This is a genomic window from Halorubrum sp. 2020YC2 (genome assembly GCF_018623055.1).
Lineage (GTDB): Archaea > Halobacteriota > Halobacteria > Halobacteriales > Haloferacaceae > Halorubrum.
Genome location: NZ_CP076019.1, coordinates 2,230,535 through 2,252,675, shown reverse-complemented (window position 1 = coordinate 2,252,675; position 22,141 = coordinate 2,230,535). Strand labels below are relative to the sequence as shown.

Below are 22,141 nucleotides of genomic sequence, written 5' to 3'. Positions count from 1 at the left end.
TCAGTCGTCGTCGGCCGCCTCCGCGACCGCCTCGCCCTCGCTTCTGTCCCCGCCTTCGCTTCCGCCCCCGCCCTTGCTTCCGCTCCCGCCCTCGCCTCTGCTCTCGCTTCCGCCCTTCTCTCCGCCGCTCGCGCGCTCGGCGGCGTTCGCGAACATCCCGCGCCGGGTCGTGTACAGGAAGTAGCCGCCGAGTCCGACGAAGCCGACGACGTTCGAGGCCGCGACCGCCCAGAAGACGGCCTCGACCCCCCAACCCAGACCGGGCGTCACGGCGACGCCGAACGCGCCGAACGTCGTCGCGGCCGGGACGGCCGCGAGCGCGATGGGGAACCGGATCGCCCAGTACTTGATCAGGTCCGCGGCGAAGGAGGTCCGGGTCCGCGAGGCGCCGTTGAACCCGGCTAAGAGGGTGTAGGTGCCGCCGAGCGCCCAGTAGGAGGCGCCGAGGATCCGGAGGTAGGTGACCGCGAGGTCGCGCCCCGCCGCGGTGAGGTCGGGCGCGAGCAGGTCGGCTATCCCGCCCGCGAAGCGGAACTGGACCGCGCCGAGCGCGAGGAACCCGGCGACGACCATCCCGGTGCCGACCGTGGTCGTCCGGCGGGCGCGCTCGGGGGCGTCCGCGCCGAGGTTCTGTCCGATCATCGACTGGGCGGCCTGCTGTATCCCGAGCGCCGGGACGATCGCGAGCGTCGCGACCCGCGCGCCGACCGTGTACGCCGCGACGCCCGCCGCTCCCCCGGCGATCGCGACGAGACCGACGACGAGGACCCGGACGAGTTCGCTCACGCCGCGCTGGCCGCCGAGCGGGAGGCCGACAGCCACGACCTCGCGGACGGTCGCCGGGTCGATCGCGAACCCCTCGCGGGTGAGTCGGAAGGTGTCGCGGCCGATCCCGGCGGCGTACCCGAGGATCCACAGGAGGCCGGCGACGCCCGCGAGCGCGGTGCCGAGCGCGGCGCCCGCGACGCCGAGTTCCGGCGCGGGACCGACCCCGAAGATGAGCACCGGCGCGGCGACGAGGTTGACGAGGACGCCCACGAGGCTCACGTGGAACACCGCGCGGGTGTCGCCGTACGCCGTGAAGCAGTTCTCGACGGTGTCGCCCGCCGCGCCCACGGGAAGCACGGCGATCACGATCGCGAGGTACGTCGCCGTCGTGCCGGCGAGCGCCGGGTCGGCCCCCAGCAGCGACACCACCTCCTCGGCGTAGACGACGACCGGGAGCGCGACCGCTGCCGTGACCGCGAGCGCGACGAGCGCGCCGTTGACTGCGACGCGACGCGCGCCCGCGTCGTCGTCGTCTCCGGCGCGCTGCGCGACGAGGATCTGGGTGCCGACCGCCCCGATCACCACCGTCGCGCCGAGCAGCGACTGGATCGGGAGGCTGAGACCGACGGCGGCGACCGCGTCCTCGCCCACCCGCCCGAGCCAGAACGTGTCTATCAGCGCGTTGGCGACGTATACGACGTTCTGCGCGACGAGGGGCGCGGCGAGGACGAGCAGCACCCGTCCCACCGGTCCGCCGGTGATTCCTTCGCGGTCGACGTCTAACATCGAATCGTTCCGATATTCTTCGTTGATAATAAAAGTGTGCTGGTGGTGAACACGACACTCGACCGCTCCCGGCGGCGGCCGCCGCCGTCGAGCGGACGCAACCCGACGCACCGCGCCGAGCGCGGCCGCTTTCGTTCCCTCGGCGGGATCGACGGCGCCCGCGAAGGGAAACCTCTTAATGGACTACGCGCGGACTTCGTGGTATATGAGCAACGGCGACGACGACCCGGCCGACGCCTCCGAGGAGGCCGACGCCGCGGACGACGGCGGGGACGCCGGCGAGTCGACCGAGACGGCCGCCCCGACGCTCCCCGAAGACCCGACGGAGGAGTCCCTCAACGAGTACCTCGACGAGATAGCCGACCGCCTCGACGCCGCCGAGACGGAGGCCGACCTCGACGACGTCGAGGCGCTCTTGGACGACGCCGAGACCGGCATCGGGGCGGCGGACCTCCCCGAGCCGGACGAGGACGACGAGGACGCCGAGGACCCCCGCGGCGACCTCGAGGACCGCGTCGCGGAGCTCCGCGACGGCGTCGAGGAGGCGCGCGGTCCCTACGGCGAGGACGTCGTCGACGCGATCGAGACCGCCGCCGGGACGGTCGAGGACACCGAGTGGACCGCGGACGGGCGCGAGGACGTCGCCGCCGCCGTCGCGTCGTTCGTCGACGCGGCCGCGGACGCGATCGACGACGCGCTCGCCGCCGCCGACGAGGACCCCGAGACGCTCTTGGAAGAGCCAGAGGGCGAGGCGGACGCCGACTCCGGGGATCCGACGCCCCTCGACCAGCTCGTCGCGGCGCTCGACGCCGTCGCCGGGGCGGTCGCTGACGCCGGCCTCGACGCGGACGACGACGCCGACGACATCGCCGCGCTGCTCGCGGCCACCGACGAGCTGGAGGGCGGACTCGACGACGCCGAGGAGTGGGACGACTTAGAGACCCACGAGCAGCTCCGCGCGCAGGGATACTACGACGTGCTGGGCCACTACAAGGACTTCCCGGTCGAGTGGGCCGCGCTGAAGGAACACGAGGCGCGGGGCAACGTCGACATGATCCTCCTCGCGCTCGACTCGCTGCAGTCCGACTTCATGGAGCGCCACTGCTTGGAGGCGTTCGAGCGGATGGGCAAGCGCGGCAAGACCGAGGCGTCCGTCGAGGAGGTCCTCGGCCGCGCCGAGAAGCGCGACCGGCCCGCGATCCGGATCCTCGGGAAGATGGCGGCCGAGGAGGCCACCGACACGCTCGTCGAGTACGTCCCGGAGGACTCGAACCCGCAGCTCCAGAAGGCCGTCTTCAAGGCGCTCGGAGAGATCGGCGCGTCCGAGGCCGTCCAGCCGCTCGCGAACCAGCTCGACCCCGACGGCGACACCGACGAGCTCGTCCGCCCCCACGCCGCCCGCGCGCTCGGGCTGATCGGTGACGCCCGCGCCGTCAAGCCGCTCGCCGACGCGCTCGAAGCGCACCCGTCCGACGACGTCCGCGCGGCCGCCGGCTGGGCACTCCGCCAGATCGGGACCCGCGAGGCGCTCGAAGCGGTCGCCGAGTACGCCGACGAGCACTCCTTCGTCGTCTCGACCGAGGGGGAGAAGGCGCGCGACGCGCTCGACGACGAGCCCGAGCCGGCGCCGACGGCCTGACTCGGGTTCCGCCGAACTCCTCCGCCGCGAACGCTTTTATCAGATACCGGAGCCACGCGCTCCGTGCCGACCCGTCCTCCGAACGACCGGTCTCGCGTCGCGACGCTCCTCCTGCTCGTCGTCGCCGCGAGCGCGGTCCTCTGTCCGCCGGCGGCGGCAGCGCCTTCAGACGAGGTCGAGCCGGCGCCGGCCAACGCCTCCGCCGTCGCCGGCGAGCCCCGGATCGTCGAGCTGTACCCGAACCCCCCCACCGAGGAGAACCGCGGCGAGTACCTCGTCGTCTCCCTGCCGGAGCGCGGGAACTGGTCGCTCTCCGACGGCTACTACGACGCCCGGATCCCGGCGAACGCGAGCGGCACGGTTGCGTTATCGACGGCGCCGAACCGGACCGCGTCGATCCTCGCCGCCAGCCCCGAGACCGCGGTCGGCCCCGGAACCGACGCCGGCCCGACCGACTCGACCGCCGTTCGCCGCCTGAGCGACTACTTCCCGCTCTCCGCCTCGGGTGACCGGATCGAACTCCGCCGGAACGGGACGGCGGTCGACGTCGTCGCCTACGACCGCGCCCGCGAGGGGTACCGCTGGCGCGCCGCGTGGGGCGAGTGGCGGCCGCGCGGGTACGAGCCGCGGTCGCCGCGTCGGACCGCGGACGCCGCCGTGACGCCGTTCGTCCTCCCCGACAGTCCGGGCGTCCCGGTCGAGCAGCTCCGGAGCGCGGAGGACCGCCTGTTCCTCGCCGGCTACACGCTGACCTCGGAGCGGGTCGCGGACGCGCTCGTCGCCGCCGCCGACCGCGGGGCGCGCGTCCGGGTGCTGCTGGAGGGGTCGCCGGTCGGCGGGTTCCCCGCGCGGAGCGCGCGGCTGCTCGACCGGCTGACGGCCGCCGGCGTCGAGGTCCGGATCCTCGACGGCGAGGTCGAGCGGTTCCGGTTCCACCACCCGAAGTACGCGGTCGCGGACGACCGCGCCGTCGTCCTCACGGAGAACTGGAAGCCCTCCGGCACGGGCGGACGGAGCAACCGCGGCTGGGGCGTGGTCGTCGAGAACGGGACCGCGGAGGGGGCCGGGGTCGACCGGAACCAGACCCCGGCGGACGACCTGGCCGCGCTGTTCGCCGCCGATTTCCGGGCGCACGACGCGCGACCGTGGCGCGAGTTCCGCGCCGAGACCGAGTTCCACGGCGGGGGGCGCGCGAACGGCTCGTACCCGACCCGGTTCGAGGCGCCGGCGGCCCCGGCGACGGCGGACGTCGCCGTCCTGACCGCGCCCGGCAACGCCGCCGACCGGATCGTCGCGCGGATCGACGCCGCCGACGAGCGGGTGCTCGCGGTCGTGCCGCGCGTCGGCGGTCCCGACGACCGGATCGTGCGGGCGCTCCGGCGCGCGGCCGAGCGCGGCGTCGACGTCCACCTGCTGCTCTCCGACGCGTGGTACGACCGGGAGGCGAACCGGAATCTCTCGGAGCGGCTCGCGGACGAGCCGATCGCCGTCGACCTCGCCGCGCCGCGCGGTCGATACGGGAAGGTCCACGCGAAGGGGTTAGTCGTCGACAACGCGGCGGTCGTCGGCAGCCTCAACTGGAACCCGAGCGCGGAGACGAACAACCGGGAGGTGCTGCTCGCGGTGGAGAACGAGTCGGTGGCGGACTTCTACGCCCGCGCGTACGCGGCCGACTGGCGCGGCGGCGGGATCCAGCTTCCGGTCTCCTTCGCCGCCGGGTTCGGCGTCGCGCTCGCGGGGGCCGGCGCCGTCGCTCGGCGGGCGGTCGCGTTCGGGTAAGAAGTGGGAACGCGGGCCCGGCCGGGGTCAGTCGTCGAGCGCGATGGTCGACGAGAGCGCCTCGTCGATCTCGGCGTCCGCCATCTTCGCGACGAGCGCCTCGATCACCTCGCTCCGCCGGCCCTTCACGAACTTGATCGAGCCGACGACGAGGTGGCCGCCGCCCGAGACGCCGGCCTCGGGCAGCTCCTCGTTCAGCTCGGTCACCATGTTCGGGATGTCGAGCCGGACGCCGTCCGAGCGGAGCACGGAGAAGTCGGGTCCGTAGCCGATGGTGATCACCGGGTCGCCGGTCGCTTTCACCTTCGCATCGTGGAGCTCGCCGGTCGTCTTCCCTGGCGCGGGGTAGGTGAACCGGTGCGCGTACTCGTCTAAGTCGATCCGGTAGAGGTGCGCGCCCGATGCGAGCCGCTCGTGTTCGACGTGGTCGTCGACGGCGTCGAGCTGGCGCTCCACGTCGCGCTCGGCGCGGTCGGAGAGGAACTCGACCAGCTCCTCGTGGCGCCCTTCGTCGTCACAGCCCACGTTGAGGGCGTCGTTGACGAGCGTCTTCCCCTCGGAGTAGCGGAGCCAGTGGGCGGCGTAGTCGAGCGCCTCCCCGATGTCGAGGAGGTCGGACTCGTCGTAGCCCGCGCCCTCCGCGAGCGCGACGTAGTCGTCCATCGCCTCCGCCTTCGAGCGGTCGGAGAGGCCGGCGACCGCCGGCACGTGTTCGAGCTCTTCGGTGAGCGACGGGTCGACGAGCCGGGCGAGCTCGACGCACATCATCCCGGTGGTGACCCGGTAGTCCTCGCCGTGGAGGTACGGGTTGACGTGGGCGTCGAGCAGCGGCTCGACCGCCTCGGGGTCGGGGTGGTGGTGGTCGACCGCCGCGATGGGGATGTCGTAGTGCGCGAGGTTCTCGTAGGCCGGCACGTCCTCCTCGGTCGACCCGTTGTCCAACATGAGGAGGAAGGGGAGCTTCTGGCCGTGGCGGGCGCGGCCCTCCAAGGCGAAGTTGAGGTCGCGGGTGACGTCTTCCATCTCGTAGTACGGCGCCTTGCTCGGGAGCCGCTTGAACAGGTGCCGCGCCGCGTCGGGGTCGCCGTGGACCTCCTCGACGAGGTTCTCCAAGGCGAGCTGAACCGGAATTGCGGCGCACATCCCGTCACCGTCGGCGTGGTGGCGGACGCGGATCGGGCGGCCGGTGAGGACGGTCCGGCGGAGCAGCCGGGCGAGTTCGCGGAGGTCCTCGTGGATCGGCTCGAACGCCTCCCACTCGACGAGCGGGTCGACGTCGGCGGGCTCGGCGCGCTCGTCGAGGGCCGCCTCGTAGCGCTCGCGGGCCTCCGCGGCGCGCTCGTCGGGGAGCCGCTTCAGCGAGTCCACTTCGAGCTGGAGCGCGTCCTCGCGGCTCTCGATCGTCCCCGAGACGTGGACCATGTCGCCCACCTCGACCTCCGGGTACGCCCGGACGCCGGCGGACTCGAACGCGGCACAGGAGAGGACGCCGGAGGCGTCCGCGACGGCGAATATCGTGGGGCCGCCCGTCTGTTTCGCCTGGACGACCTCGCCCTCGACGGTCACCTCGTCGCCCGGGGCGAGCCCCCGGACCCGCGAGACGGTCGGCTCGTGGGCGACGGTCTCGGTCCGGTAGTCGTCGGGGTCGACGTCGTCGAACGCGACGTCGCCGTTCTCCTTCACCTCGGTGAGCCGGACGACCAACCGGTCGCCCACCGCGTAGTCGCCGTCGAGGTTCGACTCGTGGACGAGACCGGAGAGGGCGTCGGAGAGGTCGACGAACACGCCGTAGTCGACGACGCCGTTGACCTCGGCGTGGTACAAGGCGTCGACCTCGGCGTCTTCGAGGGTACAGTCCGGTGCCAGATCGTAGACGGTCGGGCGGTCGTCGGCCGCGCGCTCCGACCGATCCTCGACCGTCCCCTCCGCCGCGTCGGCGTCGGGTTCGGGGCTCGAATCGCCCCGCGTGCCGGAATCCCCGGCGGTGTTTTCGCTCATGGACACTCCTCGGGAACGGCCGGTGTTAAGCCTGTTCTCTCGGGGCTCGCGGGGCCGAAGCTCGCCCGCACGGGGCCGATACGCCCCGCCGCGTCCCGCGGTCCGGAACCCCTATGAGGCGACGGCGACTTATCTCGGACATGCGACTGTTCCGCTCGGACGAGCTCCTCGGGATCGCCCGAGAGACCCTGGATTTCGTCCTCGAGGCGAGCGAGGAGACCCACCCCAACGAGTACATGGGGTTCCTCCGCGCGGACGACGCCCGGAAGCTGGACCTCGACCGAGACGGCCAGGTGATAACCGACGTGCTGGTCATCCCGGGAACGGAGTCGAGTCCGACGAGCGCCAGCGTCCGATCGCACATGAAGCCGAACGACATGCGCGCGGTCGGCTCGGTCCACTCCCATCCCAACGGCGCGCTGCGGCCGAGCGACGCCGACCTCGCGACGTTCGGGCAGGGAAAAGTCCACATCATCGCCGGCGCGCCCTACGGGTGGGGCGACTGGAAGGCGTTCGACAACGAGGGGCGACAGACCACCCTCGACGTGCTCGACGTGGAGGTGCCCGACGAGCACTTCTTCGATTTCACTCAGGAGGACATCGACCGCGAACTGGACGACAGCGACTCGGGCGGCTTCCTCTCGTGGCTACGATGACCCGGGTCGTCGCGCAGGGAACGTTCGACCTGCTCCACCCCGGCCACGTCCACTACCTCGAAGACGCGGCGACGCACGGCGACGAACTCCACGCCATCGTCGCCCGCCGCCCGAACGTCACGCACAAGCCCGCCCCGGTGCTTTGCGCCCGCCAGCGGCGCGACATGGTCGCGGCGCTCGACGCGGTCGACGAGGCCCACCTCGGGGACCCGGAAGACGTGTTCGTCCCCATCGAGCGGCTCGACCCCGACGTGATCGTGCTCGGGTTCGACCAGCACCACGACGAGGCGGACATCGCGGCCGCCCTCGACGCCCGCGGCGTCGACTGCCGGGTCGAGCGCGCGTCGGGCCGGGAGCCGAACTACGAGGACGAACTGCTCTCCAGCGGCGACATCGTCGACCGCATCCTGCGCGAGCGCGGCGGCGAGTCGGACGCGACCCGCTCGTAACCCGCCGCGCGACCCGGACGCGCCGCCGCCCGAACCCGGGACGCTCCGTTGAGCGAACTCGGGGGGAGCGGAAGCGCGGCATCTAAATGGACTGGCTCCCAAACCGAGGTGAGTGAACATCCCCGACAAGTTCCCCGCGGTGTTGGCCGCGGCCGCGATGGGCGTGTACCTGCTCGTCGTCGTCGGCGCGACCACCTCCCTCACGGAGGCGGCGACCGCCTGCGGCGGCTGGCCCGCCTGCGGTGGCGGCGTCGCCCTCCCGACGGAGACGGCGGGGTGGATCGCCCTCGGCCACCGCGTCCTCGCGGTCGTGGTCGGTCTTCTGGTCGCGCTCTCCGCCGCGCTCGCGTGGCGGGACGGCGTCGACCGTCGGGTCCGCGCCGCGCTCGCGGTCGCGCTCGTCGTCTACCCCGCCCAGGCCGGCGTCGGCGCGCTCGTCGCCCTCGGAGACCTCCCGGCCGCGCTCGGCTCGGCGCACCTCCTCCTCGGCGTCGGCATCTTCGGCGCCGTCCTCGCGGCGCTCGCCTGGTGGCTGGAGGCCGAGACCGGAACGCCGGACGACGCCCCCGACGACTTCGAGCCCGGCACCGACGACCTCCCGCCGATAGAGGAGGCGCCGGAGCCGGACATCCCGTCCGCGACGCTCCCGCGGCTGAAGGCGACCGCGGCGGCGTACTTCCGGCTGATGAAGCCGCGCCTGATGTGGCTGCTCTGCCTCGTCGCCGCCGCGGCGATGGCGCTCCGGGGCGGTCCTGGGTTCACCCCGTACGCGGTCGGCGCGACGCTCGCCGGCGGCGCGCTCTCCATCGGTGCCTCCGGCACGTTCAACCACGTGTTCGAGCGCGACGTGGACAAGCGGATGCAACGCACCAGCGACCGCCCGCTCGCGACCGACCTCGTGCCGGTCTCGCACGCGCTCGCGTTCGGCACCGCCCTCGCGCTCGCCTCGCTCGCGCTGTTCTGGACGGTGAACCCGCTGACGGCCGCGCTCGGGCTGGTCGCGATCTTGTTTTACAGCGTCGTGTACACGCTCGTCCTCAAGCCGAACACGGTCCAGAACACCGTCCTCGGCGGCGCGGCCGGCGCGCTCCCGGCGCTCATCGGCTGGGCCGCGGTCACGGGCGAGGTCGGCGGCGGCGGCCTGCTGCTCGCCCTCGTCATCTTCCTGTGGACGCCCGCGCACTTCTACAACCTCGCGTTAGCGTACAAGGACGACTACGAGCGCGGCGGCTTCCCGATGATGCCCGTCGTCCGCGGCGAGACCGCGACGCGCCGCCACATCCTCTGGTACCTCGGGGCGACGCTGGTCGCCGCGGTCGCGCTCGCCGCGGCCGCCGAGCCGCTCGGCGCGCTGTACGCCGTCGTCGGCGTCGGCGTCGGGGCCGTCTTCCTCTGGGCGGTCGTCCGGCTCCACTACGAGCAGACGGAGGGGGCGGCGTTCCGCGCGTTCCACGCGTCGAACGCCTACCTCGGGCTCCTGCTGTTCGCCGTCGTCTTCGACTCGCTCGTGGTCTGAGCCGGTCGCTCGAAGCGGCCGGCCCTCTCGAAACTGATAGCCGGAACGGTACCGGTTATCCGATCCCGAGCCGAGCGCCCGCAATCGATGGCTGCTCCGCCGAAAACGGTCGTCAAACCGCTGTGGCCGATCTGGGGCCTCGGCCTCGCGTTCGTCCTCTCGCTCGCCGGAGAACTCGCGTTGCTCTCGGTCGGATCCGTCCCCGAGCCGAGCGGCTACTGGGTGGGGTACGTCTCCTCGGCCGCGGTCCTGCTCGGGGTGGGCTACCTCGTCCGACGGCTCCCGCGGTCCGATATCTCGGTCGCGCGGTACCGGCGTCTCAACCGGTGGTGGCTCGCGGGTGCGGCGGTGTTTCTCCTCGTCAACGTCGGGTTCATGCCGACGCTCCCGACCGAGTCCGCGTTTCAGGTGTTCGGCTGGATCCGCTGGGCGATCGGCTTCGGCGGCGGTATCGGGCTGCTCATCGGGCTGTTCGAGGCGAGGGCTATCGAACGCGAGGTCAGGGCCGAACGCGATCGGATCCGGCGGACCGAGCTCCGCCGCGAGCGGGACCGACTCGAGGAGTTCGCGAGCGTCGTGAGTCACGACCTCCGGAACCCCCTCACCGTCGCTCGCGGGCACCTCGACCTCGCGAGGCGAGAACACCCCGACGACGACCACTTGGACGCCGTCGAACCCGCGCTCGACCGGATGGAGGACATAATCGGGGAGACGCTCGCGCTCGCCCGCGAGGGGAAACGCGTCGACGAGGTCGACGACGTCGCGGTCGACGAGTGCGCGCGTCGGTGTTGGTCGCGCGTGGACACGGCCGACGCGACGCTTCGCGTGGCGGAACCGCCGGCGGTGCGAGCCGACGCCGACCGGCTGTCGCACGTCTTCGAGAACCTCTTTCGGAACGCGGTCGAACACGGCGGTCCGGGGGTGACCGTTCGGGTGGGCGCGCTCGACGGGGAAGTCGGGTTCTTCTTCGAGGACGATGGCCCCGGGATCCCGGACGACCGGGCCGAACGGGTGCGCGAGACCGGCTTTACCACGACGCAGGACGGGACCGGGTTCGGGCTGGCGATCGTCGACCAGATCGTCGACGCGCACGGCTGGACGCTCCGGATCGGCGCGGGCGACGACGGCGGCGCGCGCTTCGAGATCGCCGGCGTCGACCGACCGTCGTGAGCCGGGAGGGCCGGGCCGACGCGAACCGACGCGGCCGCGACCGTCGCGCGGTGCGATCTTAAGTACGTCCGACTCGAACGCCGTCCCGTATGACCCGCGTCGAAGTCGAGTACTGCGTCCCATGTGGCATGTTGAACCGCGCGCAAGACGTCTCCGAGGCGATCCTCAAACAGTTCGGCGAACAGATCGACGAGGTCGCCTTGGTGACCGGCGACGCGGGCGTGTTCGTCGTCCGCGCGGACGGCGAGGTCGTCTTCGACAAGACCGAAGACGAGTACGACGTCGACGCCATCGTCAGGGCGGTCAAGCCGCACGTCGGCGCGGCCGCGTAGTCTCCGGTCGACGGCGCTCCGCGCCCGTCTCGCAACCGGTCGTTCGTCCGCGCGAGCGGCGCCGACCCGTCCCGCCGCAGGAGAAAATAGTTACTGTCGGCCGACGAACCAATCCCCGATGTCGGACTCATCGGAACGGAACCGGAGCGGTACCGGCGCCGCCCCCTCGGTCGACGGGGACCGTTCGAGCGCCGCCGCTGGCGAGCGGACGGGACTCGACCGAATCTGGTACCGCTCGCGGCTCGGGGTCGCCGTCATCGTCCTCGACGTCCTCCTCACCGTCGCGCTCGTCGCCGCGGCGTCGGTGGCGGTCGGCGCGCCGTTCGTCGCCGTCGACGGTCTCGCCTCCGGCATCGTACCGCCCTCCGTCCCGCTGTTCAGCCTGCTCGGCGCGCTGGGGTTCGTGTTCACGGCGCTCATCGAGCGGTTCGACGCCTCCGTGGGCACGCTCGTTCGGTACAACTTCCGGCTGCCGGCCGCGCTGCCGCTCGGGGTCGGGATCTACCTGCTGTCGGACGTCGTCCTCGGTCAGGGGGTCGACGACGTACCGCTCGTCGTCGGGGTCGTCTTCCTCTCGGGGCTGTACGTCAACCTCGCGTACAAGCGCCTCGGAGCGCTGGGGCGGCGGCTCCTCCCGAGCGGTCGCGGCGAGGGGGACGCGGAGCGCGGCGGGAACTGACGCCTCGGCGCGCCCGGCGTCAGTCGGGGTCGAACACCGCCCGCGCCGAGTTCGTCACCACGAGGAGGCTGCTCGACGCCATCGCGAGCGCGGCCAGCAGGGGGTTGAGGACGCCCGTGAGCGCCAACGGGATCGCGACCGCGTTGTAGCAGAACGCCCAGCCGAGGTTCTGTTTCAGCCGCCGGTTCGTCCCGCGCGTGACCGCGAACAGCTCCGGGACCGCTGAGAGCCGGTCGTCAAGCAGGACCGCGTCTGCGGCGTCGGCCGCGAGGTCGGTGCCGGAGGCGACCGAGACGCCGAGGTCGGCCGCGGCGAGTGCGGGGGCGTCGTTGCTCCCGTCCCCGACCATCGCGACTGAGCCGTCCGCGCCGAGCCGGCGGACCGTCTCGGCCTTCGCCTCCGGCGGCACCTCGGCGAACACCTCGTCGATCGCGGGGTGGTCCGCGAACCGCGCCGCGGCCTCGGGCGCGTCGCCCGTGAGTACGACCACGCGCCGGCCGTCCGCGTCGAGGTCGGTCACGACCGCCTCCCACCCGTCGCGCACCTCGTCCCCGACCGCGAGGACCCCGCGCACGCGGCCGTCCCAGCCGACGTAGACGGGGACGTTCCCGCGGTCGCGCGCGGTCCGCCCCGCCTCGCGGAGCCGGTCCGAGACCGGCCAGCCCCGCTCGTCGAAGAGGTCGGGGTGGCCGACGACGACCTCGTCGCCGTCGACGCGCCCGGCCACCCCGCGGTCGAAGACGTCGACGGCCGTCGCGGACGGCCCGTCGAGGCGGTCGATCCCCTCGCCCGCGTCGGCTTCGGCGGCCTCTGCGGCGGTCGAGTCGCCGGCGGTCGCGGCGCCTCCGTCGGTGGCCGCGTCGTCCGCTGCGCGGCCCCCGTCGGCCGCCCGCCCCTCGGCGGCGTCCCGGTCGCCGCCGGCCACCTCCGAGACGATCGCCTCGGCAACGGGGTGGACCGAGGCGCCCTCAACGGCGGCCGCCCGTTCGCGGACGCGGTCGACCGGGGTCCCGTCCGCGGCGGTCGCGTCGAGCAGCCGCATCTCGCCGTCGGTGAGCGTCCCGGTCTTGTCGAGGACGACGGTGTCGACCTCGGCGGCCGCCTCGAAGACGGCGTCGGAGACGACGACGATGCCGCGCTCGGCGGCGTCGCGGATGCCCGCGGCGACCGCGAGCGGCGTCGCCAGCCCGAGCGCGCAGGGACACGAGACGATGAGCACCGTCAGCCCCACGAGCGCGGCGTCGACCGGCGCCGACCCGAGCGCCAGCGTGGCGGTGGCGCCGACGGCCGCGACCGCGACGACGAGGGGGACGAACACGGTCGCCAGCCGGTCGACGAGGCGCTGGATCCCGGACCGGGAGCTCTGGATCTCCCAGAGCAACCGCACGAGGGTGTCGAGGGTGTTCGCCGCGTCCTCGCCCACCTCGACGACGACCGGCGAGTCGGTGACGACGGTGCCCCCGCGGACCGGGTCGCCCTCGCGTTTCGTCGCCGGCAGCGACTCGCCGGTCACTAGGGCCTCGTCGACCGCGGCGGTCCCCTCTGCGACGGTCCCGTCGAACGGCACGCGCTCGCCGGGGCGGACGAGGAGGCGGTCGCCGGGGTCGACCGCGTCGGCGGCGACGGTCTCGCCCGCCTCGGTCCGCACGGTGCGGTCCTCGGTCGTCGTCAGGTCCGCGAGCATGCCGGTCGCCCGCCGCTTGATGATCGACTCGTAGTGGTTGCCGGCGGTGACGACTAAGATTACGGCGATTGTCACGTCGAAGTAGAGGTCGGTCCGGCCGACGAGCAGCGCGAGCGTGCTGTACGCGTACGAGCTCGTCGCCGCGAGCGACACGAGCAGGTCCATGTTCGGCTGCCGCGCCCGCAGGCTCACGTACGCGCCCCGCAGGATCGGGTAGCCGGTGTAAAACAGCACGATGGAGGCGAACAGCCAGATCTGCGCGAAGAGGTAGGTGCCGGAGACGCCGCCCAGATCGACGATCGGCTCGTACCCGAAGTAGGTCGGGTATAAGAAGAGGACGTACCACAGCATCGCCATCATCCCGAAGAAGCCGCCGCCGATGAGGAACCGGACGACCGCGTCGTCGTCCTCCGCGTCCGGGTCGGCGCGGTCGCTCGCGGTGTACCCCGCGACCGAGAGCCGGTCGGGGAGTTCCTCGGCGCTCACGGCGTCGGGGTCGTAGTCGACCCGGATCGTGTCGGTGGCGTAGCTCGCCTCGGCCGCCGCGACCCCGTCCTGCTCGCCCGCCGTCATCTCGAGGAACGACTCGCAGGTCGCGCAGTGCATCCCGTCGACGTGGAGGAACGTCGTCTCGCCGTCGAACCCGTCGTCCGGCGTCGCGTCCGGCCGCCGCTCGTCGAGGTCCTCGAGGTCCTCGACGTCGTCGAGCGAGCGCGCGACCGTCAGGCAGCCGCGGCAGCAGAACTCGCCGTCGACGTCGGGGGCCGTGTGCGGGTCGTCCCCGGTCGGGAGGTCACAGAGTGTACAGCCTGTCATGCGTGGTCCGTTCGGGCTCTATTCTGGCGGTCCGCGGACCGGGGGCGGTGGTCCCGCGGCCTGTTCGGGTCGACTACGCGTGTTCCGTCTCGTCCGCGTCGCCGGCGAATCCCGGGAAGCTCCCGCCGGTCGCGATCCGGAGGCTCGCCCAGATGAGCAGCACGTTCACAAGCGTGACCGCGACGACGAACTCCGCGCGGTCGGCGATGAACACCGCCGCGGGAACGAGCCCGCCGAGGACCAAGAGCACGGCCTGTTGTAACGAGAATCGCATGGACTCAGTACGCTTCTGGTAGTCATAGATAACGGCAAAGTTCTCATGAGTTGGGAACGAGTCGATCGTATATATTACGAGGGTCATAAACCGGGATATGGCTCGAAGCGAGACCGTACACGCCGGCGCGGACGACGTGGGCGGCGACGGCGAGGAGTTCGACCCGATCGGCACGCTCACGCTCATCGGGATCTACTTCGCGATTCTAGTGCTCGCATGGGTGTACATCTACTACATCGAGTTCCTCGGACGAGACCTCGTCGTAGTGGGGTGATCTGACGTGCACATTCACGCGTACGAGAAGCTCTGGCTCGCGCTGTCGGTCGTGTTGATCCTCGCTCTCATCGGCACCGTGACGTACGGCGCCGTCGGCCCGGGCGTGGCGATGGTCGCCGACTCGCAGTCGACGATCGATTCCGGGGCGCTCGATGAGGACGAGCGGTTCTCAGAGCCGCGGGTCGAGCAGGTGGGCGAAAACGAGTACGAGGCGTACGTCGTCGCCCGGCAGTTCGGGTTCCAACCGGATCCGATCGTCGTGCCCGCGAACAGCACGGTGACGTTCTACGTCACCTCCGCGGACGTGATCCACGGGTTCGAGGTCGCGGGCACGAACGCGAACACGATGGTGGTTCCCGGTGAGGTCTCGGAGATCACGGTCGAGACCGACGGTCCGGCCGAGTACGGGATCGTCTGTAACGAGTACTGCGGTGCCGGCCACCACGCGATGGAGGGGAAGCTCAACGTCGTGAGCCAGTCGGAGTTCGAGAGCAGCGGGGGTGACGGCGAATGAGCGAGGCCATCGAGGCCGAACGGACGTTCGTCGACAAGTTCCCGGACGAGGCCCGGATCGTCCGTGCGGCCTTCTTGAGCGCCTTCTTCGCGCTGTTCCTCGGCGCGATTTTCGGGATCATCCAGACGCTCCACCGGACCGACGTCGCGCGGATCATTCCCTCGACGGACTACTACACCGTTCTCACCGCGCACGGCGTCTTCATGGTGATCAGCTTCACGATCTTCTTCCTCGTGGGGCTGTTCACCTGGGCGCTGACGCGCAGTCTGGACCGGCCGCTCATAAACATCAAGATCACGTGGACGTGGTACGGGCTGATGGCGGCCGGCATGACGCTCACGGGGATATCGATCCTCGCCGGGTTCGTCGACTCGATCGACATGAGCGCGGACGTACTCTTCACTTTCTACGCGCCGCTTCAGGCGCACCCGCTGTTTTACACTGGGCTCGTGGTGTTCATCGTCGGCACGTGGATCGCCGGCGCCGACTGGTTCCGCACGTTCCTCGCGTGGCGGAGCGACCATCCCGACGAGCGGATCCCCCTCCAGACGTTCATGGTGTTGACGACCATGACGATGTGGTACATCGCCACGTCCGCCGTGGCTGCCTCCGTTCTCCTGTTCCTGCTCCCGTGGTCGCTCGGCCTGATAGACCAGGTGAACCCGACGCTCACCCGGACGCTGTTCTGGTTCTTCGGTCACCCGGTCGTCTACTTCTGGCTGATGCCGGCGTACATGCTCTGGTACACGGTGCTACCGAAGATCGCCGGCGGGCGGCTGTTCAGCGACCCGCTGGCTCGGGTCGTGTTCGTGCTGTTCCTCCTCCTCTCGACCCCGGTCGGGATCCACCACCAGTACCTCGACCCCGGGATCGCGGAGGGGTTCAAGTTCATCTCGATGACGAACACGATGTTCCTCCTGCTGCCGAGCCTGCTCACGGCGTTCACGGTCGTCGCGAGCGTCGAGTACGGCGCCCGTAAGAACGGCGGCACCGGGCTGCTCGGCTGGCTCACGAACCTCCCGTGGCGGAAGCCGGAGTTCACCGGGATGATGCTCGCCGGCCTGATGTTCGCCGCGGGCGGCTTCTCGGGGATGGTCAACGCGGGGATGAACATCAACTACCTCATCCACAACACGCTGTGGGTGCCCGGTCACTTCCACCTCACCGTCGGGACCGCGGTCGCGCTGACGATGATGGCCGGAACCTACTGGATCTGGCCGCAGATCAGCAACAAGCCGATCTACAGCAGCCAAATCGGGCTGTTCCAGGTCGTGCTCTGGTTCATCGGCATGGCGCTGATGTCGAACGCGATGCACGCGCAGGGGCTGCTCGGCGTTCCGCGCCGGACTGCCGAACCGGAGTACTCGGGATTCGACTACCCGACGATGTTCGGCGGGTTCGAGGAGCTCAACATCCAGATCGCCATCGGGGGCACCCTGCTTTTCGTCTCGACGATCCTCTTCCTCGGGAACCTCGCGCTGACGATGGGGAACACCCGCGTGTCTGGGCTCGCGGAACCGCTTCCGAACCCGGTCTCCGGCGCGGAGGACGCCCCGCTGGTACTCGATAACCTCCGCCTGTGGGTGAGCATCGCGGTCGTGCTGGTCGTCCTCGCGTACGCGCTCCCGATCGCGGCGATCATCAACCGCGGCGGGCTGCTCGGCCCCGGCGTCGGCACGTATCCGGTGTGGGTCGCGCCCCTGGTGGACGCGCTCGCGGACGCGGCGGCGACGCCGCTCGGCGCGGTCGTCGACGCGTCGGCCTCGCTGGCCGAGGTGGTCCGATGAGCGTCGACGTGAGCCGCGGCGGCCTGCTCGTGACGCTCGCGATATTCGGCGTGATCGTCTACGAGTTCCGGACGGTGCTCGACTTCGTCGGGGTCGAACTGCCGATCATCCCGTACATGGCCGCCGTCTTCGTCCTCGCCGGCGCCGCGGTCTGGTACGTTACGCTGAAGGGCGGGTGGCGGACCGAACCGGACGGCGACAAGCCGGCGTAGCGGCGCAATTTCCGCCGCACCGACTCCTTCTCGCCGGGTTCGCTCTTCGCGACCGCGGTCGACTCCGACGACAGAAGCAGTTATCCCTGCTCGCACCCAATAATGCGTATGGAATCCAATACTGTGTCGAACACCGCCGAGGACGCCGGCGCGTCCGGCGACGGGCTCTCGGGCGCCGACCGGCCGGTCTCGCTGGCGGACGCGGACGCGCTCGACGCCCTCGTCGACGACGCGGGCGTCGCGCTCGTGGAGTTCTACACCGACGGCTGCGGGATCTGCGCGAGCATGGAGCCGGTGTTGGGCAACGTCGCCCGCGGCGTCGAGACGGACCTCGCGGTCGGGCTGGTCAACCCCCGCGACGACCCGCCCCTGGTCGAGCGGTTCGACGTGCGGAGCGTCCCGCTGTTCGTCCTCTTCGTCGACGGCGAGCCGGTCGCACGGCGCGCCGAGGGGTTCATCCCGGGAGAGGACCTCGCGGCGTGGGTCGACGAGCACGCGGTTTAATCGGGAGCGATCTCTCGATCCGCACTTGCCGTAAGAACCCGGAGCCTCGACGCGAGCACCACCGAAGGCCCAGTCGCTCGCTTATAAATAGGTGGTAGTCGATCTGCGGAGAACACCGCCAAAGCCCCAGCCGTGAGGCGGGCGCACGCTCGCTGTGCGCCTCACTCGGTCGCTCACTTCGTTCGCTCCCTCGTTGCGGTGCTTGCTTCGCCTGCGCCCGCCTCACGGCTGCCCCTTTGAGTCCCGCCCAGCACCGCAACCGCACCTCACACCTCCCCAGCCTCGTCAGTCGCCGTCGCTTCGCTCCGGCGACTGACTCCCTCGCGCGTGCTCCTCGCGCCCGCCTTCGGCGGCCGCTCGTCGGCACGCGACGCCGCACGTGCCGTTCTCGTTTATAAATGGTCGCGCTCGACGGAACCCTTTTGAGCCGGACCGGCGTACTCGCAGGTAGTATGGGACTGGGCTCGGACATGTACCGACAGCAGATCCTCGACCACTACAAGAACCCGCGCAACTACGGGGAACTTGAGGATCCGGACTTCACGCACGTCGGCGAGAACCCCTCCTGTGGCGACACGATCCGGATGGACGTCGAACTCGACGACGCCGAGGAGACCGTCGAGGCGGTGCGGTTCACCGGCGACGGCTGCGCCATCTCGATGGCCTCCGCGAGCATGCTCTCGGAGCGGCTCCACGGGATGAGCGTCGACGAACTCGACGCGCTCGACACCGACGACGTCACCGAGATGCTCGGCGTCGACATCTCCCCGATGCGCGTGAAGTGCGCGGTGCTCGGCCGGCAGGTCGCGCAGGACGGCTCGAAGATCCACCGCGGCGAACTCGACCCGGACGACCGCACGGTGACCGAGGAGTAGCCGCTCGCGGTCCGAGAGCCGCCGACCGCCGTCGCCGCGCTCGGAGCCTCCCGCCGCACGGTCGTCCGTCCCGAGCCCGCCGAACTTTTGCCCGCGAACCACGTTCGTCCGCCTATGAGCGACGAGTTCGACAAGGAAGCGGAACGCGAGAAGCTCCGCGAAAAGTTCGCGGAGGACGAACAGAAGCGCGAACACACCCAGCGAATGTCCGAACTCCTCCTGAAGGGCGCGACGATGACGAACCGCCACTGCGAGGAGTGCGGCGACCCCATCTTCCGCCACGACGGCCGCGAGTTCTGCCCCACCTGCGGGAACGAGGCCGGAAGCGCAGGGGCGCAGGACGCCGGCGAGGCCCCGACCGCTGGCGGAGCTGAGGGTTCGGGCGACGCGGGGGCGGCCGCGGAAGGCGGCGTTGACGCCGGCGCCGCCGAGAACGGCTCGGCCGACCCCGGCGCGGCGACGCCGGCCGACGCGGCCGGGGCGTCTCGGCCCGACCCGAACGTGGAGCCGGTCGACTCCGTCGCGAACGAACCCGCCGAGTCGCGGTCGTCTCCGCGGTCGGCCGCGCCGTCCCGGCAGTCCGAGTCCCCGCAGTCGCCGCCGCAGCGCGCCGGGTCCCAGCAGTCCGGGTCCCGGCCCTCCGGGTCTCAGCGCTCTGAGTCCCAGCGGCCCGCGCCCTCGGGTTCGGTCGACGACGCCGAGGGTATCGGCGCCGCTCGCGCGTCGCTGACGCGGACGCTGACGCGGTTCGCCCGCGCCGCCGAGGAGGCGGACGACCCGCGCCGCGCCCGCGACCACCTCGAAGCGGCCCGTGAGGCGGCCGAGGCGCTCGCCGCGCTGGACTGATACTACTTATAAATACGACTCTGGGTGGTGACTGCTGTCGGAGGTCCGGTTGTTTATTTATAAATTGCTGCCACCGGATCGCCGGTGAACACCGCCAAAGCCCCAGCCGCTCGTTTATAAGCAGTTAACAGTAGGTCGGCGGCGAACTCCTCCAAAGCCCCAGCCGGGAGAAGCCCGGACGCTCGCTGCGCTCCTCGCTCAGCCGCTCCGCTCCTTCGCTACGGTGCTTGCATCGCCTCCGGGCTTCTCCCGGCTGCCCCTTTGAGTCCCACCCCGCACAGCACCTCACACCTCCCCAGCCTCGTCGGTGGTCCTCCGCTTCGCTCCGGACCACCGACTCCCTCGCGCGTGCGACTCACGCCCTTCGGGCGTTCGTCGGCACGCAGGGAGGCGCGACGCGCCTCTTACAGCCGGCGGCAAGGCCGCCGGCGACGCCACCGCAGTTTCATTTATAAATAGATCGCCGCTATCGGCCGCTCTCGACGGCGACGCGCATGTCTTTCGCCAGCCGCTCGGCGCGGTCGGCGTCGGCGGACTCGGCGTAGATCCGGATCTTCGGCTCGGTGCCGGAGGGGCGGACGAGCACCCACGCGTCGCCGTAGTCGAGCCGGTAGCCGTCGGTCGTGTTCGGCTCCGCGTCGGCCGTCTCGACGTAGGCGCGGGCGGCCGAGAGCATCTCGTCGCGCTCGTCGTCGTCCGCGTACTCCACGTTCACCCGGACGAAGTGGTAGTCGCTGTACGGCGCGACGATATTGCTAACGGGCGCGCCGTCCGCGTCCGCGAGCAGTTCGAGGAAGCGCGCGCCGATATACGCCCCGTCTCGTGACAGGCGGTAGGGCGGGAAGAACACGCCCCCGTTGCCCTCCCCGGCGATGGGGACGTTGACGCCCTCCTCGTGGAGGTCGCGCGTGCGGGTGATGATGTTCGTGGCGCCGATGGGCGTCAGTTCGAGGTCGGCGTCGTTGTCGGCGCAAACGTCGACGAGCCGCTGGGAGACGTTGACCGCGCTGACGACCGCGTCGCCCGGTTCGAGGCAGGCGTCCGCCAGCGCCGCGAAGGAGGTGTCGCCGTCGACGAACGCGCCGGTCTCGTCGACGAAGACGGCCCGGTCCGCGTCGCCGTCGTGCGCGATTCCCACGTCGGCCTCGGAGGTCGCGACCAGCCGCGAGAGCGCTTCCAAGTTCTCCGCGACCGGCTCGGAATCTCGACCGGGGAAGTGGCCGTCCGGCGTCGCGTTCACCGTCAGCACCTCGCAGCCGAGTTCGCGGTAGATCCGGGGCGAGGCCACGGAGGCCGCGCCGTGGCCGGGGTCGACCGCGACCGTGAGATCGGCGTCCGCGACCGCCTCGCGGTCGACCGCGCCGATCAGCTGGTCGACGTAGTCGTCGACGGCCCCCTCGACCGGCGTCGTCGCGCCGGCCGTCCGCCAGTCGGCGTGGTCGTACTCGTCGTCGAGCACGCGCCGCTCGATCCGCTCTAACACGTCGACCGAGAGCTCGACGCCGTCGTCACCGACGAGCTTGATCCCGTTGAACTCGGGCGGGTTGTGCGAGGCGGTGACGAGGACGGCGGGGACGCCGGCGGACTCGCAGTAGTTGCCGACCGCGGGCGTGGGGACGACCCCGAGACGGTCGACGTCGCAGCCGACGGCGGCGAGCCCGCTCGCGGCCGCGTTCGCGAACAGCTCTCCGGTCGTCCGCGTGTCGCGCGCCACGGCGACGCGGTCGGCGTCCCAGACCGTCCCGGCCGCCTTCGCGATGTCGAGGACGAGCGCGGGCGTGAGGTACCGCAACGCGACCCCGCGGATGCCGCTCGATCCGAACAGCTCCATGCGGGGCCATCCGCCGGCCGAGGGGAAAGCGGTTCCGAAGCGCCACGGACGACGGCGCGGCGCCGGGCGGCGTTCCGGGACTCTCGACGCCGCCGACGCGTCCGTCTCGCCGCGCCGACGCGTGCGGTTCATGGCCGTGGCGCACGTCGGTCGCGGTATGGACCACACGCGACGCGACGCGCTCGTCGGGAGCGCGCTCGCCCTCTCGGCCGCGACGGCCGGCTGTCTCGACTTCGCCGCGGGCGACGGGCCGCAGGGACCCGAGGGAACGCCGGCGACGCTGACCTGCGAGGACGACGGGTTCGTCCGCCTCGGCCAGCCCTTCGAGGGCTCGGTCACCGAGACTCTCGTCGAGACGGACGAGACGACCGTGGAGCTCTCTACGGAGGGAACGACCGAGACGTACGGCCAGTCTCTCCGGCTCGTGCTCCGGAACACCGGCGACGCCCCGGCGGCCACGCTGGGCGAGTCCGCCTACTCGCTCCAGCGCGAGACGGGCGAGGGGTGGCTCGACGTCCGCGGATCGACGATCGGCGAGGCGGTCGAACTCCCGCAGAACGAGGCCTCGCTCGACACGAGTTTGGCGTACTCCTGGGACCTCACGCTGACGGAGTCCGGCGTCGCCGACGCGGTCGACGACCTCGAGTTGGCGGTCTGTCCGCCGCTGGGAGCGGGCACCTACCGGTTCGTCTACTGGGGGCTCGTCGACGCGCCGCCGATCGGCGTGGAGTTCGAACTGGTCGGGTGAGG

The 22,141-nt window shown here is 71.3% G+C and carries 21 protein-coding genes; 16 read left to right on the top strand and 5 right to left on the bottom strand.

Translation table 11 applies throughout. The features are described from left to right. Positions 1–1,554 carry an MATE family efflux transporter gene (locus KI388_RS11285; RefSeq protein ID WP_251133146.1) on the bottom strand — a complete coding sequence of 518 codons (1,554 nt, stop codon included), beginning with the start codon at positions 1,552–1,554 and terminating at the stop codon, positions 1–3. A gap of 205 nt (positions 1,555–1,759) precedes the next feature. Here KI388_RS11285 and KI388_RS11280 point away from each other — a divergent pair, with 205 nt between their 5' ends. Together KI388_RS11280 and KI388_RS11275 are read left to right on the top strand one after the other, a co-directional pair. After that, positions 1,760–3,193, top strand: a complete 1,434-nt coding sequence (locus KI388_RS11280; protein WP_215086722.1) for a HEAT repeat domain-containing protein — start codon at positions 1,760–1,762, stop codon at positions 3,191–3,193. Between the two features lie 63 nt (positions 3,194–3,256). After that, positions 3,257–4,972: a phospholipase D-like domain-containing protein gene (locus KI388_RS11275; RefSeq protein ID WP_215086721.1), complete on the top strand. Its 1,716-nt coding sequence runs from the start codon at positions 3,257–3,259 to the stop codon at positions 4,970–4,972. 27 nt (positions 4,973–4,999) lie between these two features. Here the strand turns inward: KI388_RS11275 and KI388_RS11270 are convergent, their stop codons facing one another. Beyond that, positions 5,000–6,970, bottom strand: a complete 1,971-nt coding sequence (locus KI388_RS11270) for an OB-fold nucleic acid binding domain-containing protein (RefSeq protein WP_215086720.1) — start codon at positions 6,968–6,970, stop codon at positions 5,000–5,002. Between the two features lie 140 nt (positions 6,971–7,110). Here KI388_RS11270 and KI388_RS11265 point away from each other — a divergent pair, with 140 nt between their 5' ends. From KI388_RS11265 to KI388_RS11240, 6 genes are all read left to right on the top strand, one after another. Next, the gene (locus tag KI388_RS11265) at positions 7,111–7,626 is read left to right on the top strand and encodes a Mov34/MPN/PAD-1 family protein (RefSeq protein WP_215086719.1); all 516 of its coding nucleotides are present in this window, start codon (positions 7,111–7,113) and stop codon (positions 7,624–7,626) included. Continuing rightward, on the top strand, positions 7,623–8,075 hold the full coding sequence (locus KI388_RS11260) for an adenylyltransferase/cytidyltransferase family protein (RefSeq protein ID WP_215086718.1): 453 nt from the start codon (positions 7,623–7,625) through the stop codon (positions 8,073–8,075). The genes KI388_RS11265 and KI388_RS11260 overlap by 4 nt, the downstream gene beginning before the upstream one ends. A 112-nt stretch (positions 8,076–8,187) precedes the next feature. Continuing rightward, positions 8,188–9,591, top strand: coding sequence for a heme o synthase (locus KI388_RS11255; RefSeq protein WP_215086717.1), 1,404 nt, complete (start codon positions 8,188–8,190; stop codon positions 9,589–9,591). 87 nt (positions 9,592–9,678) lie between these two features. Further along, positions 9,679–10,761: a HAMP domain-containing sensor histidine kinase gene (locus KI388_RS11250; RefSeq protein WP_215086716.1), complete on the top strand. Its 1,083-nt coding sequence runs from the start codon at positions 9,679–9,681 to the stop codon at positions 10,759–10,761. Between the two features lie 89 nt (positions 10,762–10,850). Beyond that, positions 10,851–11,093, top strand: a complete 243-nt coding sequence (locus KI388_RS11245; protein WP_215086715.1) for an Rdx family protein — start codon at positions 10,851–10,853, stop codon at positions 11,091–11,093. Positions 11,094–11,211: 118 nt separating this feature from the next. Next, positions 11,212–11,772: a hypothetical protein gene (locus KI388_RS11240; RefSeq protein ID WP_215086714.1), complete on the top strand. Its 561-nt coding sequence runs from the start codon at positions 11,212–11,214 to the stop codon at positions 11,770–11,772. 19 nt (positions 11,773–11,791) lie between these two features. Here KI388_RS11240 and KI388_RS11235 read toward each other — a convergent pair whose 3' ends face one another. Together KI388_RS11235 and KI388_RS11230 are read right to left on the bottom strand one after the other, a co-directional pair. Beyond that, positions 11,792–14,272 carry a cation-translocating P-type ATPase gene (locus KI388_RS11235; protein ID WP_215086713.1) on the bottom strand — a complete coding sequence of 827 codons (2,481 nt, stop codon included), beginning with the start codon at positions 14,270–14,272 and terminating at the stop codon, positions 11,792–11,794. A gap of 73 nt (positions 14,273–14,345) precedes the next feature. Beyond that, positions 14,346–14,546: a hypothetical protein gene (locus tag KI388_RS11230; protein ID WP_215086712.1), complete on the bottom strand. Its 201-nt coding sequence runs from the start codon at positions 14,544–14,546 to the stop codon at positions 14,346–14,348. Between the two features lie 97 nt (positions 14,547–14,643). On the opposite strand from KI388_RS11230, the gene KI388_RS11225 reads away from it, so the two are divergent. The 7 genes from KI388_RS11225 (at position 14,644) to KI388_RS11195 (ending at position 19,560) form a co-directional block, all read left to right on the top strand. After that, the gene (locus KI388_RS11225; RefSeq protein ID WP_215086711.1) at positions 14,644–14,820 is read left to right on the top strand and encodes a hypothetical protein; all 177 of its coding nucleotides are present in this window, start codon (positions 14,644–14,646) and stop codon (positions 14,818–14,820) included. A 6-nt stretch (positions 14,821–14,826) separates the two neighbouring features. Continuing rightward, a complete protein-coding gene (locus tag KI388_RS11220; RefSeq protein WP_215086710.1) occupies positions 14,827–15,336 on the top strand; it encodes a cytochrome c oxidase subunit II in 510 nt (169 codons plus the stop codon). After that, entirely contained in the window at positions 15,333–17,123 is a 1,791-nt protein-coding gene (locus KI388_RS11215; protein WP_215086709.1) for a b(o/a)3-type cytochrome-c oxidase subunit 1, read from the top strand. The genes KI388_RS11220 and KI388_RS11215 overlap by 4 nt, the downstream gene beginning before the upstream one ends. Beyond that, the gene (locus KI388_RS11210; protein ID WP_215086708.1) at positions 17,120–17,335 is read left to right on the top strand and encodes a CbaC protein; all 216 of its coding nucleotides are present in this window, start codon (positions 17,120–17,122) and stop codon (positions 17,333–17,335) included. The genes KI388_RS11215 and KI388_RS11210 overlap by 4 nt, the downstream gene beginning before the upstream one ends. A gap of 108 nt (positions 17,336–17,443) precedes the next feature. After that, a complete protein-coding gene (locus KI388_RS11205; RefSeq protein ID WP_215086707.1) occupies positions 17,444–17,839 on the top strand; it encodes a thioredoxin family protein in 396 nt (131 codons plus the stop codon). A 452-nt stretch (positions 17,840–18,291) separates the two neighbouring features. Beyond that, positions 18,292–18,714: a Fe-S cluster assembly sulfur transfer protein SufU gene (sufU, locus tag KI388_RS11200; protein ID WP_215086706.1), complete on the top strand. Its 423-nt coding sequence runs from the start codon at positions 18,292–18,294 to the stop codon at positions 18,712–18,714. A gap of 114 nt (positions 18,715–18,828) precedes the next feature. Continuing rightward, on the top strand, positions 18,829–19,560 hold the full coding sequence (locus KI388_RS11195) for an Sjogren's syndrome/scleroderma autoantigen 1 family protein (protein WP_215086705.1): 732 nt from the start codon (positions 18,829–18,831) through the stop codon (positions 19,558–19,560). Between the two features lie 466 nt (positions 19,561–20,026). Here the strand turns inward: KI388_RS11195 and glmM are convergent, their stop codons facing one another. Further along, the gene (gene glmM / locus KI388_RS11190) at positions 20,027–21,391 is read right to left on the bottom strand and encodes a phosphoglucosamine mutase (protein WP_215086704.1); all 1,365 of its coding nucleotides are present in this window, start codon (positions 21,389–21,391) and stop codon (positions 20,027–20,029) included. A gap of 157 nt (positions 21,392–21,548) precedes the next feature. On the opposite strand from glmM, the gene KI388_RS11185 reads away from it, so the two are divergent. Further along, positions 21,549–22,139 carry a hypothetical protein gene (locus KI388_RS11185; protein ID WP_215086703.1) on the top strand — a complete coding sequence of 197 codons (591 nt, stop codon included), beginning with the start codon at positions 21,549–21,551 and terminating at the stop codon, positions 22,137–22,139. Positions 22,140–22,141: the final 2 nt, after the last annotated feature.

What these genes read in the sequence shown, in the direction of transcription:
- KI388_RS11215 (WP_215086709.1), top strand. Translation starts at nt 15,333, where the DNA reads ATGAGCGAGGCCATCGAGGCCGAACGGACGTTCGTCGACAAGTTCCCG.
- KI388_RS11195 (WP_215086705.1), top strand. Translation starts at nt 18,829, where the DNA reads ATGAGCGACGAGTTCGACAAGGAAGCGGAACGCGAGAAGCTCCGCGAA.
- KI388_RS11265 (WP_215086719.1), top strand. Translation starts at nt 7,111, where the DNA reads ATGCGACTGTTCCGCTCGGACGAGCTCCTCGGGATCGCCCGAGAGACC.
- KI388_RS11270 (WP_215086720.1), bottom strand. Translation starts at nt 6,970, where the DNA reads ATGAGCGAAAACACCGCCGGGGATTCCGGCACGCGGGGCGATTCGAGC.
- KI388_RS11230 (WP_215086712.1), bottom strand. Translation starts at nt 14,546, where the DNA reads ATGCGATTCTCGTTACAACAGGCCGTGCTCTTGGTCCTCGGCGGGCTC.
- KI388_RS11210 (WP_215086708.1), top strand. Translation starts at nt 17,120, where the DNA reads ATGAGCGTCGACGTGAGCCGCGGCGGCCTGCTCGTGACGCTCGCGATA.
- KI388_RS11240 (WP_215086714.1), top strand. Translation starts at nt 11,212, where the DNA reads ATGTCGGACTCATCGGAACGGAACCGGAGCGGTACCGGCGCCGCCCCC.
- KI388_RS11245 (WP_215086715.1), top strand. Translation starts at nt 10,851, where the DNA reads ATGACCCGCGTCGAAGTCGAGTACTGCGTCCCATGTGGCATGTTGAAC.
- KI388_RS11280 (WP_215086722.1), top strand. Translation starts at nt 1,760, where the DNA reads ATGAGCAACGGCGACGACGACCCGGCCGACGCCTCCGAGGAGGCCGAC.
- KI388_RS11260 (WP_215086718.1), top strand. Translation starts at nt 7,623, where the DNA reads ATGACCCGGGTCGTCGCGCAGGGAACGTTCGACCTGCTCCACCCCGGC.
- KI388_RS11285 (WP_251133146.1), bottom strand. Translation starts at nt 1,554, where the DNA reads ATGTTAGACGTCGACCGCGAAGGAATCACCGGCGGACCGGTGGGACGG.
- glmM (WP_215086704.1), bottom strand. Translation starts at nt 21,391, where the DNA reads ATGGAGCTGTTCGGATCGAGCGGCATCCGCGGGGTCGCGTTGCGGTAC.
- KI388_RS11185 (WP_215086703.1), top strand. Translation starts at nt 21,549, where the DNA reads ATGGACCACACGCGACGCGACGCGCTCGTCGGGAGCGCGCTCGCCCTC.
- sufU (WP_215086706.1), top strand. Translation starts at nt 18,292, where the DNA reads ATGGGACTGGGCTCGGACATGTACCGACAGCAGATCCTCGACCACTAC.
- KI388_RS11250 (WP_215086716.1), top strand. Translation starts at nt 9,679, where the DNA reads ATGGCTGCTCCGCCGAAAACGGTCGTCAAACCGCTGTGGCCGATCTGG.
- KI388_RS11205 (WP_215086707.1), top strand. Translation starts at nt 17,444, where the DNA reads ATGGAATCCAATACTGTGTCGAACACCGCCGAGGACGCCGGCGCGTCC.
- KI388_RS11225 (WP_215086711.1), top strand. Translation starts at nt 14,644, where the DNA reads ATGGCTCGAAGCGAGACCGTACACGCCGGCGCGGACGACGTGGGCGGC.
- KI388_RS11235 (WP_215086713.1), bottom strand. Translation starts at nt 14,272, where the DNA reads ATGACAGGCTGTACACTCTGTGACCTCCCGACCGGGGACGACCCGCAC.